The sequence below is a fragment of the Alloalcanivorax gelatiniphagus genome, assembly GCF_005938655.1.
GTDB lineage: Bacteria > Pseudomonadota > Gammaproteobacteria > Pseudomonadales > Alcanivoracaceae > Alloalcanivorax > Alloalcanivorax gelatiniphagus.
On record NZ_VCQT01000032.1, the window covers coordinates 1 to 16,700 of the forward strand.

Here is a 16,700-nt window from a genome sequence, read left to right on the forward strand (position 1 = left end):
CCAACCGCCTATTCGAACCGCTAGGATATATCCCGCCGGCGGAAGCTGAGGCAAACTACTACAGGCAACTCAATAGTCAGGCCTCCGTCGCAGCCTGACTTAAACCAAACAGCCTCCGCGAAATACGGGGCGGTTCAATGAGATTGATCGTGATATTGACGTTCTACTTGGAGTAAACGAGAGGATGGGTGTTGGCGCACTAGCAGGGCTGCCTTTGCACACCGACATAGATGGGAAGACGGTACATGAGCACTACCTTGAGTACCTGCGACAGATCAGGCAGCGGCTTATGACGCCCGAGATGCGGAGGTACAGACGCAACCTCAGAATCAAGCGAAAGAGGCGCGTTGAAGCCATTGACGCGGCTGTGAAGGACGCTCTCTCTTTATGCAAACGAGCACGCCTGATACGTGTCGACGGCAACTATCTTCAATCAGTCAGGCCCACGGTCACCCCCGACCGCATCTCATCGGACCTAGGCCGAATGATAAAAAACATGCGCCACAACAAACGCCATTTCGGCGGCCTGGTGCTGGCGGTCCTGAAGATCGAATATGGGCCAGAGAAGGGATACCACTGGCACGGCTATTTCATCTATGACGGCGACCTGGTGCACAAGGATATGCTCAAAGGGAAATACATCCTTAACTACTGGATCAAGGTGGTCACGAAGGGGGACGGCAGCGGTTTCAACGTGAACAGCGCCAGTGCTCGGCGTCAGCTCGCTAGCAGGCTGGGGATACATGAGGACCATCTGGCTATAGGGGCGTTCCGGCCGGGCGATTCGCTCCAGCAACATAACTTGGACACGCTGATTTCTTACTTGGGGAAGGAACGGCAAAGCCTAAGAGTGAAAAAGAATACAAAAACACGATCGCTACGGATTGTGCGAGGGCCAGGATACAGGGATCTGAAACAGGGACGCCAACGGCTCTCTGACCGTGACCTGCACCCGAAATGAGCGCCATACCGCCATTCCCAGTTCGCCGACCGGGAATGGCGGTCACCCTTTCAGCAATACCAAAGAGGGCAATCCCAAGGTAAAGCGAGGCCTGGCGCCATATCGATGTAAACGATGTTCCTAGTGTCCTGCATAGGCCTGATGGCACCCTCCCTAGCGAGAACATCTAAAGCCTTATAGAACCGCCCTCCGCTCCTAAGGCTGTTGGGGCAGCGTTGCCGCAGATAGTTCTTCCTAACGATGCGATAACCGTCGTTACACATCCTTTGCATCATACCTCTCAGCTCCTCTGCATCCGAAATCTCTTCAGGCACCGGAACGAACAGGTCGATAAAGTCCTGAGAACACTCATTGCAGGTATCCGCTGCCACCCGGAGGGTGTTGGCCGAGATCTGCCCCTCGAAATCTTCGAAATAGTGGAGCAATGCAGCAACCCGTGCCATATTCTCCGCCAGCTTGGAGGCGTGATCAGAGGCATTTTCATACTTCCCGCCTGACCGAATTCCATCTTCGATTTCGTCAGCGAGATCAAACCAGAGCGAGGCGGCTTCCTGCGAGAATAGGATCTCTTCTCGCTCTGCATTGCCAACGACCCTAGCCATTCTGGCCCTATCCAGTATCTGGGAAAGGCGATGATCAAAGCGCTCCATATGCTCCCAGGAATTGGCTTGTTTTCTAGAGAAGCGCGTTCCCTGAGTAGACTCTGGATTGAACACTAAGTATCTAGCCCAATGGCCCGAGCCTCGAACCTTCTCGCCCTTCTTACCCGTATGCGGCCCAAAGATGTCTGGCTGAAGCATGATGGATATCGTCAGCCGCGCGTCATTGATTTGAAGGGTAGCCTGCCGCATCCGAGAAACCCCGACGGGCTCACCGCTCCAGAGTGAATTGAAGTACGGTACGCCGTCAAAGGATTTTCCATCTACGATAATACCCCCCTCGCTAGAAACCAGAGTCCCTACCTTCGTCTCATTCAGCGCTGTCAACATTGCCATGGGAGAAATGTCTTCATAGACAATCCGAGCCCGTTGAGGCTCTTCGGGCTTCTCTTTCCAATGCTCGACTAATTCTTCGCTGACTCGTTTGTGCTCCGAATGCTCAAGCCCCTTCTTTTCCAGTATCTTTTCGAGGCGCTTTCTATGCCCTTTCCATTGATGAAGTCGAACATTATAATCAGCCATTCTATTTTTGTGGTCAGCTTCAAGGGCTTCTTCAATGGCCCTGATCCGCTGCATGAACCTATGCTCGACTGCTGATTTACGCTCCCCGGATTTGGCAATTCCCACCAGGAAAAGGCTAAGCGGCACAGTAGCGCCATAAGGCATGACGACATCAACTAGTGGCTGAGTAGCTGACGATATAGCCGCCAGCGCCGCCATCAAGCAAAGACGGTAAGGAGCCTGATAATTCTGGTGAGCTTGCCGCGCGGCCTCACTAACGAGGGGCGTAAATTGGCAGGATGCAGCAGGGTTGTTCGTGCCTGTCATCGGATATGCCATGATCAAGCCTCCCTTGCTGCAGAAATCGTTCGGGACTCAACCCATTCGATGATCTCATGCCTATACCAGCCTACAGATCTTCGCCCAAGGCTTACTTTTTTCGGCCAGCTTGGATCAAAGTACGCAGATTTCGGATCCATCTTTGCGTAGATGGTTGACCTGGAAAGGCCTGTCAAACGTTCAACCTCAGGCCTGCGAATGACCTGGATTTCCTTTGCTAAATTCGTGCTTAACGGTGCTTGGCGACTCATATCGGTCTCCTAACTCGTGACTGGAGGCGCCAATGTAGAGCGTCAAAAAACCGGCGGGCGGAATAAAAAATACCCCTTGTTTATTCCAAAATAAAGCCCTCTAACTTATTGTTTTTATTGGTATTTTTAAAAATAAATATTTTTATCTTGTTCGCTTAAAATCACCTCTATAACAGATTTTATCATGTAATCCGGTATAGGTTGCATTTTTAAGTAGCCACTTACCTGTTCTTGCCACTTTGTGTAGCTAGGCACCCTTGCATTCCTCGATAGGCCAAGGACATTCTTCTTCCAGGCATGAATTAATACTTTCAACGCCGTCTTTTTCCAGTAATCTTCCTTAGTCTTCCTGACGAGATATGGGGCCCTATTACGCCCAGATCTTTTAGCCGTATTAAAATTAAGAATAACCAGCCGTGTCCAGTCATCAAAGAAACTTTCGAAATCTTTATTCATTCTGTTTATTAGGTTCTTACAATTCACCTTGTCTGCCTTTCCTTTGAGCGGCACATCCTTCCAAACCATCACCGCAATCGTTGCCAAGTCAACCAGAGGAATAGCGCTTTCAACATCCCGTTGTTCGACGCCAACTTCATCACATATCCATTGAAGCGCAGTTTTGCGACAGTCCTCATATCCGGGGACATCGTCTAGTTTCTGAACAGACTCGATTGCGTCGAAAACCTTTTTGTACGGGGCTTGGGCACGCGTCCTACTTACATTGAGATCATGAAGGTCCTTTTTAAGAACGAAAATGTCATCAACTTCAACGTCAATCTTTTTGGGTTTAATTATAATAGACGAGTCATCGTTAAGAATTGACTCATCTTCAAGCACCGAAAAACTATAATTAATGACCGGATTAGGACCAGACAAGTAAACATCCAGAGATCGCGTTTTAGACCAGCGATAGAAGAGCTCGCCAATTAGACTGACCTCATACTTTACCACGGGCTTAAGTGGGCCAATATCTCGTATTACAGTAGCCAGACGGGAGCTACCCGAAATTTCCTCTCGCCCCTCCTCCTTACATACACCACCTTGGTTTATTTTCTCCAACGATTGATCAGAGAAACATCCTTCCTCATAGAAGTCACGCGCACCGGGCACATAGTCTCGCCTTAGGGTGAAGAGTCGCTCAAAGCTACCATCTCCGGTGTATCTTATCGCCCCTGAAAAAAAAGAGGCCTCAGACAGAATCCCTTTTCTTACGTCGAAAATTAATTCTCTATCTATCTCGACAGCAATAACATCATCGTGTCTCACCGGCAGGTATATGCTTTTATTATTTAAAACAATGCCCGGATACTTTTTTACTTCACGACTGTGCTTAATTATGTTGGGGCGCCCCACAAACTCCTTTATTAATGAATAGACACTACCCTTCTTTACTTTCAAATAAAATCTTAAACCCTGATCCAGAGCCTCATTTATAAACTTCTCCAAGTCGCCCTTGAGTTCTTTCGAATCACCTTTTTTCGCAGCATCTTTTACTGAGACGAACATCCCAACCCCTTGTTAAATTTTATTTTCTAACTTATCTAAGCAATCTTCCCACAACTGCATCATATTGCGCCGCTCCTCCAGATGGGCGGACGGCGGGTGTTGCGGAGGATCACCTCGAACACCATGATCAGCTTCAGCCGCAGAGTACTGGCGCTCATTCTTTCGGAGGGTGTTTTTCAGGCGAGCCCGTAACCGTTCGACCAACGTATAAGCGAACCCCGAGAGGATCAGCCGCCACTAATTGGTGGACCGTTGCGTGCTGGAGGTGCGGTCCGCGAGCAGACACAAATGCTGTGTTCTTGATCCGGTTTTCTATATCGCCTCGAACCCAGTATTGTTCGTCGTACAGCTTGAAGCCGTCGTCGTAGCGTGAACGGATGACGAACCGTAGATTGGCGCCAGTTCGCCTTCTTCCAGGCTCGCCGCAACCCAGCGAGGGTATTTCCAGGAGCATGCCTGATACGGGAACCGGTAGTTTTTTTCTCCGCGCTCCTGACAGGCCTTACGAACCACCTGCGAGCCAGTAAGCCCAGATGCGAAGAACCAAGCCTACCAGTTTGCTATTAATCTGCCACGGGTAAGATTGTGGGTACGATTGCAAACGGCCACACTTTATTATCTATGAAATCAGAGAGATAGAGACACAGTTCAAGTCCTGGTGGGCCCACCACTCTTCCCTCACCCAAACGCCAGCGCTGCCGTCCCTGGCGCTACGTTTCTGCCTCATACAACCCCAGCTGAAACATCCCTGTTTCCGCGTTCGTCCGCTGCGAAGCAGTGCTTCGGTCCTCCTCACCCCACCACTCGCTTCGCTCGCGCCGGGCAATTCGCTGCGCGAATTCAGGACTCCCGGCCACGCATAAAAAACACCTAGGGTTGCGCCGTCCCTGGCGCCAGGCTGGTCCTTTATACCGCTAGCTCTTCTCTTTCTTATCGCGGCGTTTTTCCTTCAGCGTTCGTTTCGCTTTTTTCTTTTCTTTTTCCTTACTCATGATTCTGACTCCTGCCAGGGTTCCACCCGTTTGATCAGGACACTGTATTCGTGGCCGAGAAATCGCGGGTGGACCATGTCGCCCACGCGGGCGCCGAACAGCGCCTCGCCGAAGGGCGACAGGATTGAGATAAAGCGAAGGTTAGGCTTCGCGCGGGACGGTTCCACCAGGACAAAGTCCATCTCGCCACCGTGGTCCAGGTCGATGATCCAGACCCGGGTGTCGATGTCCGCAACCATGGAGCGGTCCCGTTGGCGTTTTCTTTGTTCCATCCTTGCCAACAAACCGCCGAGCAGTTGCGGGGACAACATCCACCATCCGCGAACAGACAGGTATCCGCGCGCCTTCGCCGATAAGCCGGGCAGGCGCCGTCGCGCACACGGGGGCGCCATCAGCACATCTCCTGATTGGAAATAAACGATTTTGAAAATAACCAGACGCCGGACGGGGAGACCCGTCCGGCTTAGAGGAGGAAGGTGGGGAAAACAGTCAGAAAAGTGCGGTGAATAATCACGGCGTGCCTCGTACCATGAATGAACTCAACGCTCGACCATAGCCCAATTAAAATATAAAGCAAGCCAGCACGCTGGAATGCGGTTCAGCCCCTCCTGGTCGATCCTGGCGTTCAAGCTAACAGGACAAGACTTCCCGTGGTTTGACCGCTTTCAAGCGCTCTATGTGCTCTTGCGGCGTCGACTAGCCGGTACTGGCCACCAATTTCGGCGGTCAGACCATCCCTGAGCGCATGGAGAACCGCCTCGGTTGCGTCACGATAGCGTTCCCGGTCGGCCGAATAGGCCATCACGCTCGGCTTCGCCAAGGAGACGGTTCCCAGTTCCTCCATTTCGATCGGCGGGACCGGCCCGGCGACCCAGCCGATGCTGGCGACGGCGCCAAATGGACGAACGCATTTCAGAGATTTCCTGAGCATGTCGCCACCAATACCATCAATAGCAAAGTCGGCTCCCCGTCCATTGGTGAGATTGGAGATTTCGCCGACGATGTCCGCATCGCGGCCGACGATAACGTGGTCGGCGCCGTTGGCCATGGCCATCGTCGCTTTCTCCTGGTTGCTTGTGGTCGCGATCACGGAGGCGCCAAGGCGATTGGCCCAGCGGGTAAGCATTCCTCCGAGCCCACCCGCCGCCGCGTGCACCAGCAGGGTGGACCCGGCGCCAACCGGATAGCTCACCGTGAGCAGCATATGCGTGGTAAGCCCTCGCAGCATCGAGGTGGCCGCCACCTCAAAGGGGATCTCCTCCGGCAACCGCACCGCCCGCCAGGCGGGCAAAAGCCGGGTTGAGGCATAAGCCCCTGGGACCCCGGCATAAACCACGCGATCGCCGACCCGAATCCCTTCGACACCCGCTCCCAGTGCTTCCACCACGCCGGCGCCCTCGACGCCGGGTATACAGGGGCTCGGTAGTGGATAGTGTCCGGAACGGTGGTAGATATCTAAAAAATTCACGCCAATAGCCCGCTGGCGCAGGCGAATTTCTCCGGGGCCGGGCTGTTGCGGCAGGCAGTTGCTTGCTTCCAGCTGTTCCGGACCGCCGGAAGCCTTTATACGAATCTGAATATTCATGGGCGTTATCTCCATCTGAGAGATGTCGATAATATGGCTCAGCTGCCCGTCAATAAATTCACTTCATATTTCCATTCATTGGGAATAAATTAACGTATGGATTGGGAAAGTCTTCGCCATTTTTCGCTGTTCGCAACGCACGGCAGTCTCTCTGGGACCGCGCGGTCGCTCGGCGTGGAGCACGCGACGGTTGCCCGTCGGATCGCGGCGTTGGAGGCCGATCTTCAGGTCAAGCTGATCGACCGCCGTGGACGGCGTCTGGTGCTGACGCCGGACGGCGAACGAATCGCGGCGATGGCCCGGGCCATGGAGGCCGAGGCCACGGCGATCGAACGGGTAGCCGCGGGGGCCCGCGAAGCGTTGAGCGGCGAAGTTACTATCAGCGCACCGCCGGCTTTCGCGGCTGCCCGGCTCGTGGCGCCACTAGCGGCATTACGAGAGCGCCATCCCGACTTGGCCATACGGTTGATCGGTGAATCTCGCAGTGCGGTGCTGGAAAGGCGCGAGGCGGATATCGCCATCCGCCTGAGTCGCCCCGAAGAGGGTGATCTCACGATAATGAAGCTGGGCGTGATGTCCTTTCGACTCTATGCCAGCCCTGGCTATCTGGAAAACGTGCCGGAGTCCGAATGGACGTTCATTGGTTATGACGGCCCAATGACGCTTGCCCCGCATCAAGTGAAACTCCGGGACGTCGCGGCGGGCAGGCGCGTCGCCTTTACCGCCAGCACGGCGGAAATACAGCTTTCAGCAACCAAGGCGGGAGCCGGTGTCGCGATTTTGCCGGAGTTCATGGCGGAAGGTGACGACGGGCTTGTGCGTTTGAGCGTCGGCCAACCGGTGTTCCGGCGCGATATCTGGCTGGTGGTTCACTCGGATATGAAGGCGGCCGCCAGCATCCGCGCCACTATTGAGGCGCTGAAAAGCGAGTTGGGAAAGTAGCGCGTCTCGTGGCGGTCAAGCCCGGTGCCAGCTTCATCGCCACTAAAGTCGCTCCTACGGGCCCATCAACGCTATGGGGTCGCGCGTGACGCCCCCCCCCCGGGTGTGAACAACGATGAAGCAATGGAAAAGCCCGAGCAGCGGAGCCGCCCGGGACGGTCGTGGGAATGCGGTTCAGAACACGCCCTGGTCGATCATGGCGTCGGCGACGCGGCGGAAGCCGGCGATGTTGGCGCCGAGCACCAGGTTGCCGGGGGCGTCGAATTCCAGCGCCGTTTGGCTGGCGCTTTGGTGGATGCCACGCATGATGGCGCGCAGGGTGTCGTCCACCTGTTCCACGGACCAGCGGGCCATGGCGGCGTTTTGCTGCATTTCCAGCTGGCTGACGGCCACGCCACCGGCGTTGGCGGCCTTGCCCGGGCCGTAGAGGATGCCGGCGCGCAGGAACAGGGACACCGCTTCCCGGGTGCAGGGCATATTGGCGCCTTCGCACACGCAGGCCACGCCGTTGGCGAGCAGGGTTTCCGCGTCGGCGCCGTTCAGTTCGTTCTGGGTGGCGCAGGGGAAGGCGATGTCGCCGTCCTGCCGCCATACCGGCGAACCGCCGTCCGGGTAGTCCGCCACCGGAATAAAGGTGGCCTCTTTATGGGTGTCCAGGTAGGTGGCCAGGGCGGCGCGTGTTTGTTCCTTGATGGTTTTCAGCAGCGGCACGTCGAGGCCGGCGGGGTGGATCAGGGTGCCGCTGGAGTCCGAGCAGGTGATCGGCCGGGCGCCCAGCTCCACCAGTTTTTCCATGGTGTAGAGCGCCACATTGCCGGCGCCGGACACCAGGCAGCGTTTGCCTTTCAGGGTCTCGCCCCGTTCCGCCAGCATGTTCTCGGCGAAGTACACGCAGCCGTAGCCGGTGGCTTCCTTGCGGCCCAGGGAGCCGCCCCAGCCCGGTGACTTACCGGTGAGCACGCCTTCGAAGCGGCCGCTCAGGCGGCGGTATTGGCCGTACAGGTAGCCGATTTCCCGGTGCCCCACGCCAATGTCCCCGGCGGGCACGTCGATGGTGGCGCCGATATGGCGATAGAGGGCGGTCATGAACGCCTGGCAGAAGCGCATCACTTCACCCTGGGAGCGGCCCTTGGGGTTGAAGTCCGATCCGCCCTTGCCGCCGCCCAGGGGCAGCCCGGTGAGGGCGTTTTTGAAGATCTGCTCGAAGCCCAGGAATTTGATGATGCCGCCGTTCACGCTGGGGTGAAAACGCAGGCCCCCTTTGTAGGGCCCCAGGGCCGAGTTGAATTGCACCCGGTAGCCTTTGTTGACCCGCACCGTGCCTTCGTCATCGACCCAGGCCACGCGGAACAGAATCTGACGCTCCGGCTCCAACAGGCGCTCGATAACGCCTTCGTTCTGATAGCGGGGGTCGGCGTCCAGCACCGGAGCAAGCACTTCCAGTACTTCCTCCACGGCCTGATAGAACTCGGTTTGCCCCGGGCTGCTTTGTCGCAGCCCATCGATGACGCTGGAAACATGGTTCATGAATACTCCCTATAGCAACGAGCCGAACAATAAAGCGGCTCAAAAATAAAAACAGAAAAGCGGGCGTCACCGCCCAAGCGTGGTCCGGCCCTAAACCCCCAACCAGGAGAAAACCTGGCGCAGATAGGCAGTGCCGTTGTCGGCGCGCCAGACGCCGTGGGCCATGATCACCTTTTCCGGGCGCCAGGCAAGCATTTGCCGCACCCGGGCACGGGCGCGACGGCGGCGCAGGGTGCTCAGGCGCACTTCCAGCGGCGCCTTGCCGGGCCGTTCGGTGATGCCCCAGAGCCGCGCGATCCAGCGTTGCCAGGGCTTCCAGTGGTGGCGCAGGAAATGGTCGCTGAACGCCTCGCTGAAGTCCGCCAGAATCACGGTGCGCGACGGGCGGTGGAAGAACACCACTTCGTCGAGAAACAGGGCCTCGCGCAGCCAGATCTGATCCAGGGTGCCGGCCCAGGCCGCCGGCGGGGTGTCGTCCAGGGTGCCGGTGAAGGTGAGGTCGGGCCTTTTGCGCTGGCTGGAGGCCGGGCCCCACAGCTGGGCCTGTGGCCAGGCCTGTTGCCATTCCGCCAGGTACAGGTGATGCAGCTTGTTGGGGCTGACCAGGTAGCGCACCGGCCCAAGCCGGTCCACGAAGGCGCGCAGCGCCTCGGTAAGCGGCACCGGCGACCATACCCACAGGCCGCCGTCGGGCAGGCGCGCGATCACCGCCCGGGTGGGATACGGCATCCGGTAGAAATCCACCACCGGGCCATCCACCAGCCACAGGTCCTCGCCAACCTGCACCGGGGTGTCATGGCGGCACTCCTGGTGGGCCGCGGCGGTTTGCTCTGGTGAGCTTGTCATTGATCGCTCCCTGCCAGGAAAGAAAGATGCTGGAACCGGTACGCCGGGTCAGGTCGGGGCGGCGGAACCGTCGAGACCATCGACCAGGAAGAAGGGCCCCACCGATCCCCGTTGCCGGGCCGCTTTGAAGGGGGCGTATTCCTCGCTGTGGTAGAAACCCTCCGCTACCTGCCGGGAGGGAAACTCGATAATCAGGAAGGTCCCCGGCGGCGGGCCCTCCCCTTCAATCCGGTCGACCCGGTTGGTGCGCGCCAGGTAACGGCCGCCGAGCCGTTCCACCATGGGCGTGACCCGGGCGACATAATCCTTGATCCAACCCGAGTCGGTAAAGTCGATCATCGCAATCGCATAGCATTTCATGACCAGGTCCTCATTACGATAAAACCCTGACTATCCATCGGCGTGGCGGCGCGGGCAATGACCGGTTTGCCCGGCGGTTCCTGGCCGGGCCGGGGATCGCCTGTTATAACGGGCGCCTGTTCATGGATGGATGCTCGCCTTGATCCCGGTCGCCCCTTTTTCACCGCTTTTCCTCGGGTTGCTGACGCTGTCGATGCTGGCCGGCGCGGCGCTCGCGTTGTTCTGGCTGCTGGTGCTGACCCACCCCGGGGTAGGCGGCTGGCGCCGGCGCCATCGGCGCGGCACCGCACTGCTGTCGGTGGTGTTGGCCGTGCTGTTCGTGCCCTATGTGGCCTGGCAGGTATTGGGGTGGTGGTCGCTGGCCGAGGGGGTACGGGAGCAGGCGGCGCTGCGGGTGACTCTGCAAGCGCCGGCGCGGGTGGCGGGCATCGATATGCCCGCCGGCAGCGAGCTGGTGCTGAAGGAACAGGATCGGCTGGAGAGCTTCGAGCGGGCGGCGTTTCCGGCGCCGGTAACGGTGTACGGCTTCCAGGCGTCGGCGGTGCGCCGCTTTCTGGACCGGGGCGAGCAGGGCCGGCACTACGTTCCCCGGCGGCTGCGCATGACGCTGGCCGGGGATCAGACCTGGGAAGGCTGGCGCTGCGCCGGCGGCGAGCCGCTGACCGCGGACCTGGCCCCCGGCGGCACGCCGCGGTGGGTGGACGGCTGCGTGCTGGCCGCCGGCAACCGGCTGGCCGGCGCCGGACTGCCCGCAGGCAGCGCCCTGCGCGCCTCGAAAGGCACGGTCTACACCAACGGCCGGCGGGACCCGGATCGTTGGGTGGTGGACCTGCCCGAGGCGGAGGCGGTGCCTCTGGCCGGCGCCCGGCTGCGCGGGCGCATCCACCTGGATGGGGAGCACCGACCGGTGCGTGCCCTGGGCGCCCTGGCGGAGCCGTTTACCCTGGGCGCCCTGTCCTACCCCGCCGGCACCCGGGTGCGGGTGCGCTTCGCGGCGGGACAGCCGGAGTCCTGGTGGTTCAGCCCGGTTCAGGACGGAGAGACGCGGCGGCGGGACGGCCCGCCGGTGCCCCCCGGCCAGGCGGTCCATCAGGACCGACAGGGCCGGGTAGTGGAAATCACCGACAACCAAAGCGCCGGTTTCTTTCAGGCCCTCCCCGTGCGCTGAAAGGCGGCAGCCCCCTTGTAGGAGCGGCTTCAGCCGCGAAAGCGATCATGTGGATCGCGCAGGGAGATGATCGCGGCTGAAGCCGCTCCTACAGCACAGACAACACCGGCAACACCGACAGCGACGGCTACAGTTGTTCCCAGGCCCGTTGGGCGCGCAGGGCACGGGCCTTGCCGGCCACCTGGAACAGGGGCCGGTCCCGGCGCCAGCGTTCGGCGCTGGCGTCGCCTTCGCCGTCCCAGAGCCCGTCCGCCCGCGCGTAGAGACTCTGGGTACGGGCCAGGGCGCCGGCCAGGGCCAGGTGGGTCACCGGGTCGTCGGCGGGCCCCTCGCTGACGGCGGCCAGGGTCACCAGGCTGGCGGTGAGCGCTTCGGCGAAGTCCGCCGGCCAGTGCCGCGCCCGGGCCTCGCGCAGCAGCCAGCTCTGCACCGCCAGGGCGATAAAGGTGTCCTCCACGGCACGGAACGGTTTCACCACGGTGTCGTAGCCGTCGCCGTCCAGCAGGGCGTCGCCGGGCAGGGCCACCGCCTCGAATACGGCGGCGGTGTGGGGAATCTCCGGCACGAACGCCAGGGCCGGCTTGTCCCGCAAAGCCACCCCGTCGGCGCCGGCGGGCACCCGCGCCACTTTCAATACCGGCCGGTCCCCTGGCTGGTCCAGCCGTGCCACCACCAGCAGTTCGTCACACACCGGCCCCAGGGTGATCCAGCTCTTCTGGCCGTGCAGCCGCCAGCCATCGCCGTCCGCGCGCAGCGTGGTGGTGATATCCCGGGGCCGGTTGCCGCCCTCTTCCGTGGCGCACAGGGCCAGCCGGACGGCGGGGCCGGGGGTGATGCCGAAGTTCGCCAGCAGGTGACGCAGGGCCGCCTGGTAGCCGGCGGCGAACGCCCAGCCCACCCGGTCGGCGGCGAAGCCGCCGTACAGGGCCAGCGCCACCGGGTCCCGCTGGTCGCCGGCCAGGCTTTCCCAGCCGCGGCTCCAGGCGGCCAGGTCGGCGGGCGGCGTGATCGTGACGGGGGCGCGCAGCAGCGCCCCCAGCGTGTCCCGGCACCCGCTCAAAACGCGGCCCGCCCGACGGAGGCGCCGCCGTCCACGCAGATCGTCTGGCCGGTCATATAGCCGCTGTCCTCGCCCAGCATAAAGGCCAGGGTGGCGGCGATTTCCCGGGGTTCACCGAGCCGGTCCATGGGCACCATGGCCAGGTAGGCGGCTTCGCCGTCACTGCCCTTGGCGTTGTTGGCGCGGAACAGTTCGGTCTCGATGGGGCCCGGGGCGATGGCGTTGACGGTAATGCCGGTGCGCGCCAGTTCCAGGGCCCAGGTGCGGGTGAAATTGACCATGGCGGCCTTGGCGCTGCCGTAGGCGGTGCGCCCGGGCAGGCCGAAGATGGTCAGGCTGGAGACATTGACGATACGTCCCCAGCCGCGCGCCTTCATGCCCGGCAGCAGCGCCTGGCTGGCCTGGATCGCCGGGTGCAGATGCAGGGCGTGGGTGGCGTCGAAGGTGTCCAGGTCGATCTCGCCCAGGGCCTGGGGTTTGATCATGCCCACATTGTTGACCAGGCCGTCGAACTCGAAACGGCCGGCCAGGTCCTTGAACACCGCGTCGGCCTGATCCCGGTCGCCCAGATCGGCGCTCACCAGGGTGCCCGGAAAGTCCGGGTCATCCCCCTGGCGGGCAATGCCCACCACGCCATGGCCGCCGGCGGCCAGCCACTCGGCGGTGGCGCGGCCGATGCCCTTGGTGGCGCCGGTGATCAGATAGGTACGACGTTTCATTAAGCTCTCCCGTTTTTGGTTATTGTTGTCAGCCGCGCATGGGCTTGAGCGCCTCCGCCCAGCGCTGCAGTTCGTCGAGCATGACGATGGCGGATTTCTCCTGCACCTCCTTGGCCTTGAAGGTGCCGTTTTCCAGTTGCTCCTGCACCATGGGCACCGCCACCTGCTCGATCAGCGGCATCATTTTCAGGGTGGTCAGGGTCGGCTTGGTGGCTTCCACCGAACGCATGCCCCCGGAGATGCCGCCGTAGCTGACGAACGCCGCCGGCTTGTAGTTCCACTCGTGGTAGACGTAATTGAGGGCGTTGAGCAGCGCCGGCGTGGGCCCGAAGTTGTACTCCGGCACCACCAGCACATAGGCGTCCGCCTCGTCCACGCTGGCCGCCCAGCGCTTGGTGTGTTCGTGCTGGTAGTTCTGCTGGCGGGGATGGTTGGGCTCGTCGAACACCGGCAGGTTGAAGTCCGCCAGGTCCACCCAGCGGACGTCGAAGTTGCCGTGATGGCGGGCCAGTTCATAGAACCAGGTGCCCACCGTCGAGCCCACCCGGCCCGGGCGGGTGCTGGCGATGATCACATTGAGACGAAGCATGGTTGGCTCCTTATGCGTGGGCGGTGAAGGAAAAAAGAGGAACACCGGGTTTATCACTATCCGGGCACCGGGCGCAACGTCCGACGCTGGTCGCCGCGGCATGGGCACACTATTCTAGGCGCCATGCCCCACATCACCCTGCCCCCCTGCCTGCACGATCTGGAAACCCTTGCCCGGGGCCCCGGCCTGGTGCTGGCCCGCTGTGGTTACCGGCCGGACGCGTTCGCCGGGGACGCCTTCGCCCACGCCGGCATCCCGCTGCCGGCGGGGCTGGAAAAAGCGGTGGCCAAGCGCCGCACCGAGTACCTGGCCGGCCGGGTGTGCGCCCGTGCCGCCCTGGGCCAGGCCACCGGCCTGGAGGCGGTGCCCGCCATCGGCGACGACCGGGCACCCTGCTGGCCGGACGGGGCGGTGGGCGCCATCACCCACTCCCACGGCCAGGCCGCCGCCCTGGTGGGCCGCCATGCGGACTGGCAGGGGCTGGGCCTGGATGCGGAGCACTGGCTGGCGCCGGACCGGGCCCGGCGCCTGGCCGGGCAGCTTCTTACCCCGGCGGAACGGGAGGCGCTGGGCACGCTGGACGATACCGCCTTCGCCCGCCGCCTGACCCGGGTGTTTTCCATCAAGGAGAGTCTGTTCAAGGCGCTCTATCCGATCACCGGCGTGCGTTTTTATTTCCAGGACGCGGAGATGGTGGCGGAGGACCACATCGCGCTGCGGCGCGACCTGTCCGATCAGTGGCGGCGGGGCGCCACCGTGGAAGCCCTGTGGCGGGATGAGGACCAGGGCGTGTTGAGTTGGATCGCGGTGCCGCGGGGGAGGAAGTCATTGGGGGGTCGCGACTGAAGTCGCTCCTACGGCGGCGGAGTTTTTCCCGTAGGAGCGACTTCAGTCGCGATGCCACCAATCAGAACAGGTCCTGCTCCAGGCTCATCATGGTGGCCGGGCCGGCCTTGATCTGCTCGGCCAGGGCGCCGGCGCGGGGCAGCAGTCGCTCGAAGTAGAAGCGGCCCACGGTGAGCTTGGCGCGGCCGAAGTCGTCGTCCCGTTGCGCGGCGGTAACCATCATGCGGGCCCACAGCCAGGCGTAGGTGACGTAGCCAAACAAGTCCAGGTATTCCACCGCGCTGGCATTGACCATGTCCGGGTTGTCGCCGGCCTGGCGCAGCAGTTCGGCGGTGGTGCTTTCCAGCAGGTCCACGGCGGCCACCAGCCGTTCGCGGATGCTGTCCAGGCCCTGCTCGTTGGCGTTGTCATCGATCCAGCCGCGCAGGTCGGCCAGGAAGGCGTCCACGTACTTGCCGCCGTTGCGGGTCACCTTGCGGCCGGCCAGGTCCAGGGCCTGAATGCCGTTGGTGCCCTCGTAGATCTGGGAAATGCGGCAGTCGCGTACGAACTGCTCCATGCCCCATTCGCGCACGTAACCGTGGCCACCGAACACCTGCTGGCCGATCACCGTGGTGTCGAAGCCCCGGTCGGTGAAAAACGCCTTGGCGATGGGCGTCAGCAGTGCCACCCGATCCTGGGCCGCTTTCTGCTCGGCGTCGTTCTCGGAGAACTTGGCCTTGTCCAGTTCCATGCCCACGTAGGTGGAGAGGGCGCGGCCGCCTTCGTTGAGGGCGCGCATGGTCAGCAGCATGCGGCGCACGTCGCCGTGCACGATGATCGGGTCGGCGTTGCCGCCTTCGTTCTGGACGCCGGTGGCGGCGCGGCCCTGCAGGCGCTCGCGGGCGTAATCGGCGGCACTCTGGTAGCTCACCTCGCCCAGGCCCAGGCCCTGGATGCCGATGGACAGGCGCTCGTAGTTCATCATCGTGAACATGGCGGCCAGCCCCTGGTTGGGCTCGCCGATGATCCAGCCCTTGGCGTCGTCGAAGTTCATCACGCAGGTGGCGGAACCCTTGATGCCCATCTTGTGTTCGATGGACCCGGCGGCCACGCCATTGCGTTCACCCGGGTTGCCGTCCGCGTCGGGCAGGAACTTGGGCACCAGGAACAGGGAGATGCCCTTGGAGCCGGCGGGGGCGTCGGGCAGCTTGGCCAGCACCAGGTGGATAATGTTGTCCACCATGTCGTGCTCACCGCCGGTGATGAAAATCTTGGTGCCGGAAATATTGAAGGAGCCGTCGTCGTTGGGCACGGCCTTGCTGCGCATGATGCCCAGGTCGGTGCCGCAGTGCGGTTCGGTAAGGCACATGGTGCCGCTCCATTCGCCACTGTACAGCTTCGGCAGATAGGCCTGCTTGAGGTCTTCGCTGGCGTGGGCGTCCAGGCACAGGGTGGCGCCATTGGTCAGCGCCGGGTACAGCGCGAACGAGGAATTGGCGCTGTGCATCATTTCCTCGAACAACACGGCGAGGGATTTGGGCATGCCCTGGCCACCGAATTCCGGATTGCCGGAGAACGCGGTCCAGCCGTTTTCGGCGTAGGTTTTGAACGCTTCCTTGAAACCTTTCGGCGTGGTGACCTGACCGTCGTCGAAGTGGCAGCCTTCTTCGTCGCCGTCGCGGTTAAGCGGAAACAGCAGGTTTTCCACCATTTTTCCCGCTTCATCGAGAATCGCGTCGGACAGGTCGCGGGTGACTTCGGCGGTGGCGGGCATGGATGCCCACAAACGATCAGCCTGAAATACATCGTTCAAAATGAAACGCATGTCTTCCAACGGCGCTTTGTAGGTAGCCATGATAAATCTCCC

General features: G+C 61.2%; 16 protein-coding genes and 1 pseudogene. 4 read left to right on the top strand and 13 right to left on the bottom strand.

Translation table 11 applies throughout. From position 1 onward, the window contains the following. Positions 1 to 496 precede the first annotated feature (496 nt). Positions 497 to 961: a hypothetical protein gene (locus FGS76_RS10025; RefSeq protein WP_138772504.1), complete on the top strand. Its 465-nt coding sequence runs from the start codon at positions 497 to 499 to the stop codon at positions 959 to 961. A gap of 50 nt (positions 962 to 1,011) precedes the next feature. On the opposite strand, the gene FGS76_RS10030 is transcribed toward FGS76_RS10025, so the two are convergent. From FGS76_RS10030 to FGS76_RS10055, 6 genes and pseudogenes are all read right to left on the bottom strand, one after another. Then, positions 1,012 to 2,460: a YfjI family protein gene (locus FGS76_RS10030; protein WP_138772505.1), complete on the bottom strand. Its 1,449-nt coding sequence runs from the start codon at positions 2,458 to 2,460 to the stop codon at positions 1,012 to 1,014. A 2-nt stretch (positions 2,461 to 2,462) separates the two neighbouring features. Further along, the gene (locus FGS76_RS10035) at positions 2,463 to 2,711 is read right to left on the bottom strand and encodes a helix-turn-helix transcriptional regulator (protein ID WP_138772506.1); all 249 of its coding nucleotides are present in this window, start codon (positions 2,709 to 2,711) and stop codon (positions 2,463 to 2,465) included. Positions 2,712 to 2,837: 126 nt separating this feature from the next. Continuing rightward, positions 2,838 to 4,217 carry a hypothetical protein gene (locus FGS76_RS10040; RefSeq protein WP_138772507.1) on the bottom strand — a complete coding sequence of 460 codons (1,380 nt, stop codon included), beginning with the start codon at positions 4,215 to 4,217 and terminating at the stop codon, positions 2,838 to 2,840. A 59-nt stretch (positions 4,218 to 4,276) separates the two neighbouring features. Continuing rightward, positions 4,277 to 4,688, bottom strand: a pseudogene (locus FGS76_RS10045) (transposase); the annotation flags it as partial. Positions 4,689 to 5,205: 517 nt separating this feature from the next. Further along, positions 5,206 to 5,520 carry a GreA/GreB family elongation factor gene (locus FGS76_RS10050; RefSeq protein ID WP_170214452.1) on the bottom strand — a complete coding sequence of 105 codons (315 nt, stop codon included), beginning with the start codon at positions 5,518 to 5,520 and terminating at the stop codon, positions 5,206 to 5,208. A 314-nt stretch (positions 5,521 to 5,834) separates the two neighbouring features. Next, positions 5,835 to 6,794 carry a quinone oxidoreductase family protein gene (locus FGS76_RS10055; RefSeq protein ID WP_138772509.1) on the bottom strand — a complete coding sequence of 320 codons (960 nt, stop codon included), beginning with the start codon at positions 6,792 to 6,794 and terminating at the stop codon, positions 5,835 to 5,837. A gap of 96 nt (positions 6,795 to 6,890) precedes the next feature. Here FGS76_RS10055 and FGS76_RS10060 point away from each other — a divergent pair, with 96 nt between their 5' ends. Continuing rightward, positions 6,891 to 7,736, top strand: a complete 846-nt coding sequence (locus FGS76_RS10060) for a LysR family transcriptional regulator (protein ID WP_138772510.1) — start codon at positions 6,891 to 6,893, stop codon at positions 7,734 to 7,736. Positions 7,737 to 7,910: 174 nt separating this feature from the next. Here the strand turns inward: FGS76_RS10060 and gdhA are convergent, their stop codons facing one another. The 3 genes from gdhA to FGS76_RS10075 all read right to left on the bottom strand — a co-directional run bounded on the left by gdhA (position 7,911) and on the right by FGS76_RS10075 (position 10,469). Continuing rightward, complete coding sequence (gene gdhA, locus FGS76_RS10065) at positions 7,911 to 9,263, bottom strand: NADP-specific glutamate dehydrogenase (protein WP_138772511.1); 1,353 nt, start codon at positions 9,261 to 9,263, stop codon at positions 7,911 to 7,913. 90 nt (positions 9,264 to 9,353) lie between these two features. Then, the gene (locus FGS76_RS10070; RefSeq protein ID WP_138772512.1) at positions 9,354 to 10,109 is read right to left on the bottom strand and encodes a DUF4336 domain-containing protein; all 756 of its coding nucleotides are present in this window, start codon (positions 10,107 to 10,109) and stop codon (positions 9,354 to 9,356) included. Positions 10,110 to 10,157: 48 nt separating this feature from the next. Continuing rightward, positions 10,158 to 10,469 (bottom strand): DUF1330 domain-containing protein, encoded by a 312-nt coding sequence (locus FGS76_RS10075; protein WP_138772513.1) that lies wholly within the window; start codon positions 10,467 to 10,469, stop codon positions 10,158 to 10,160. 139 nt (positions 10,470 to 10,608) lie between these two features. Here FGS76_RS10075 and FGS76_RS10080 point away from each other — a divergent pair, with 139 nt between their 5' ends. Continuing rightward, complete coding sequence (locus FGS76_RS10080) at positions 10,609 to 11,637, top strand: hypothetical protein (protein ID WP_138772514.1); 1,029 nt, start codon at positions 10,609 to 10,611, stop codon at positions 11,635 to 11,637. Positions 11,638 to 11,764: 127 nt separating this feature from the next. Here FGS76_RS10080 and FGS76_RS10085 read toward each other — a convergent pair whose 3' ends face one another. The 3 genes from FGS76_RS10085 to FGS76_RS10095 are packed head-to-tail and all read right to left on the bottom strand — an operon-like array spanning position 11,765 to position 14,005. Continuing rightward, positions 11,765 to 12,697 carry an acyl-CoA dehydrogenase family protein gene (locus FGS76_RS10085; RefSeq protein WP_170214453.1) on the bottom strand — a complete coding sequence of 311 codons (933 nt, stop codon included), beginning with the start codon at positions 12,695 to 12,697 and terminating at the stop codon, positions 11,765 to 11,767. Beyond that, positions 12,694 to 13,416 carry an SDR family oxidoreductase gene (locus FGS76_RS10090; protein ID WP_138772516.1) on the bottom strand — a complete coding sequence of 241 codons (723 nt, stop codon included), beginning with the start codon at positions 13,414 to 13,416 and terminating at the stop codon, positions 12,694 to 12,696. Before FGS76_RS10090 ends, FGS76_RS10085 begins: the two co-directional genes overlap by 4 nt. Before the next feature lie 28 nt (positions 13,417 to 13,444). Next, positions 13,445 to 14,005 (bottom strand): NADPH-dependent FMN reductase, encoded by a 561-nt coding sequence (locus FGS76_RS10095; RefSeq protein ID WP_138772517.1) that lies wholly within the window; start codon positions 14,003 to 14,005, stop codon positions 13,445 to 13,447. A 123-nt stretch (positions 14,006 to 14,128) separates the two neighbouring features. On the opposite strand from FGS76_RS10095, the gene FGS76_RS10100 reads away from it, so the two are divergent. Then, positions 14,129 to 14,851 (top strand): 4'-phosphopantetheinyl transferase family protein, encoded by a 723-nt coding sequence (locus tag FGS76_RS10100; RefSeq protein WP_138772518.1) that lies wholly within the window; start codon positions 14,129 to 14,131, stop codon positions 14,849 to 14,851. Positions 14,852 to 14,912: 61 nt separating this feature from the next. Here FGS76_RS10100 and FGS76_RS10105 read toward each other — a convergent pair whose 3' ends face one another. Then, positions 14,913 to 16,688, bottom strand: a complete 1,776-nt coding sequence (locus FGS76_RS10105) for an acyl-CoA dehydrogenase C-terminal domain-containing protein (RefSeq protein ID WP_138772519.1) — start codon at positions 16,686 to 16,688, stop codon at positions 14,913 to 14,915. Between the last annotated feature and the right edge of the window lie 12 nt (positions 16,689 to 16,700).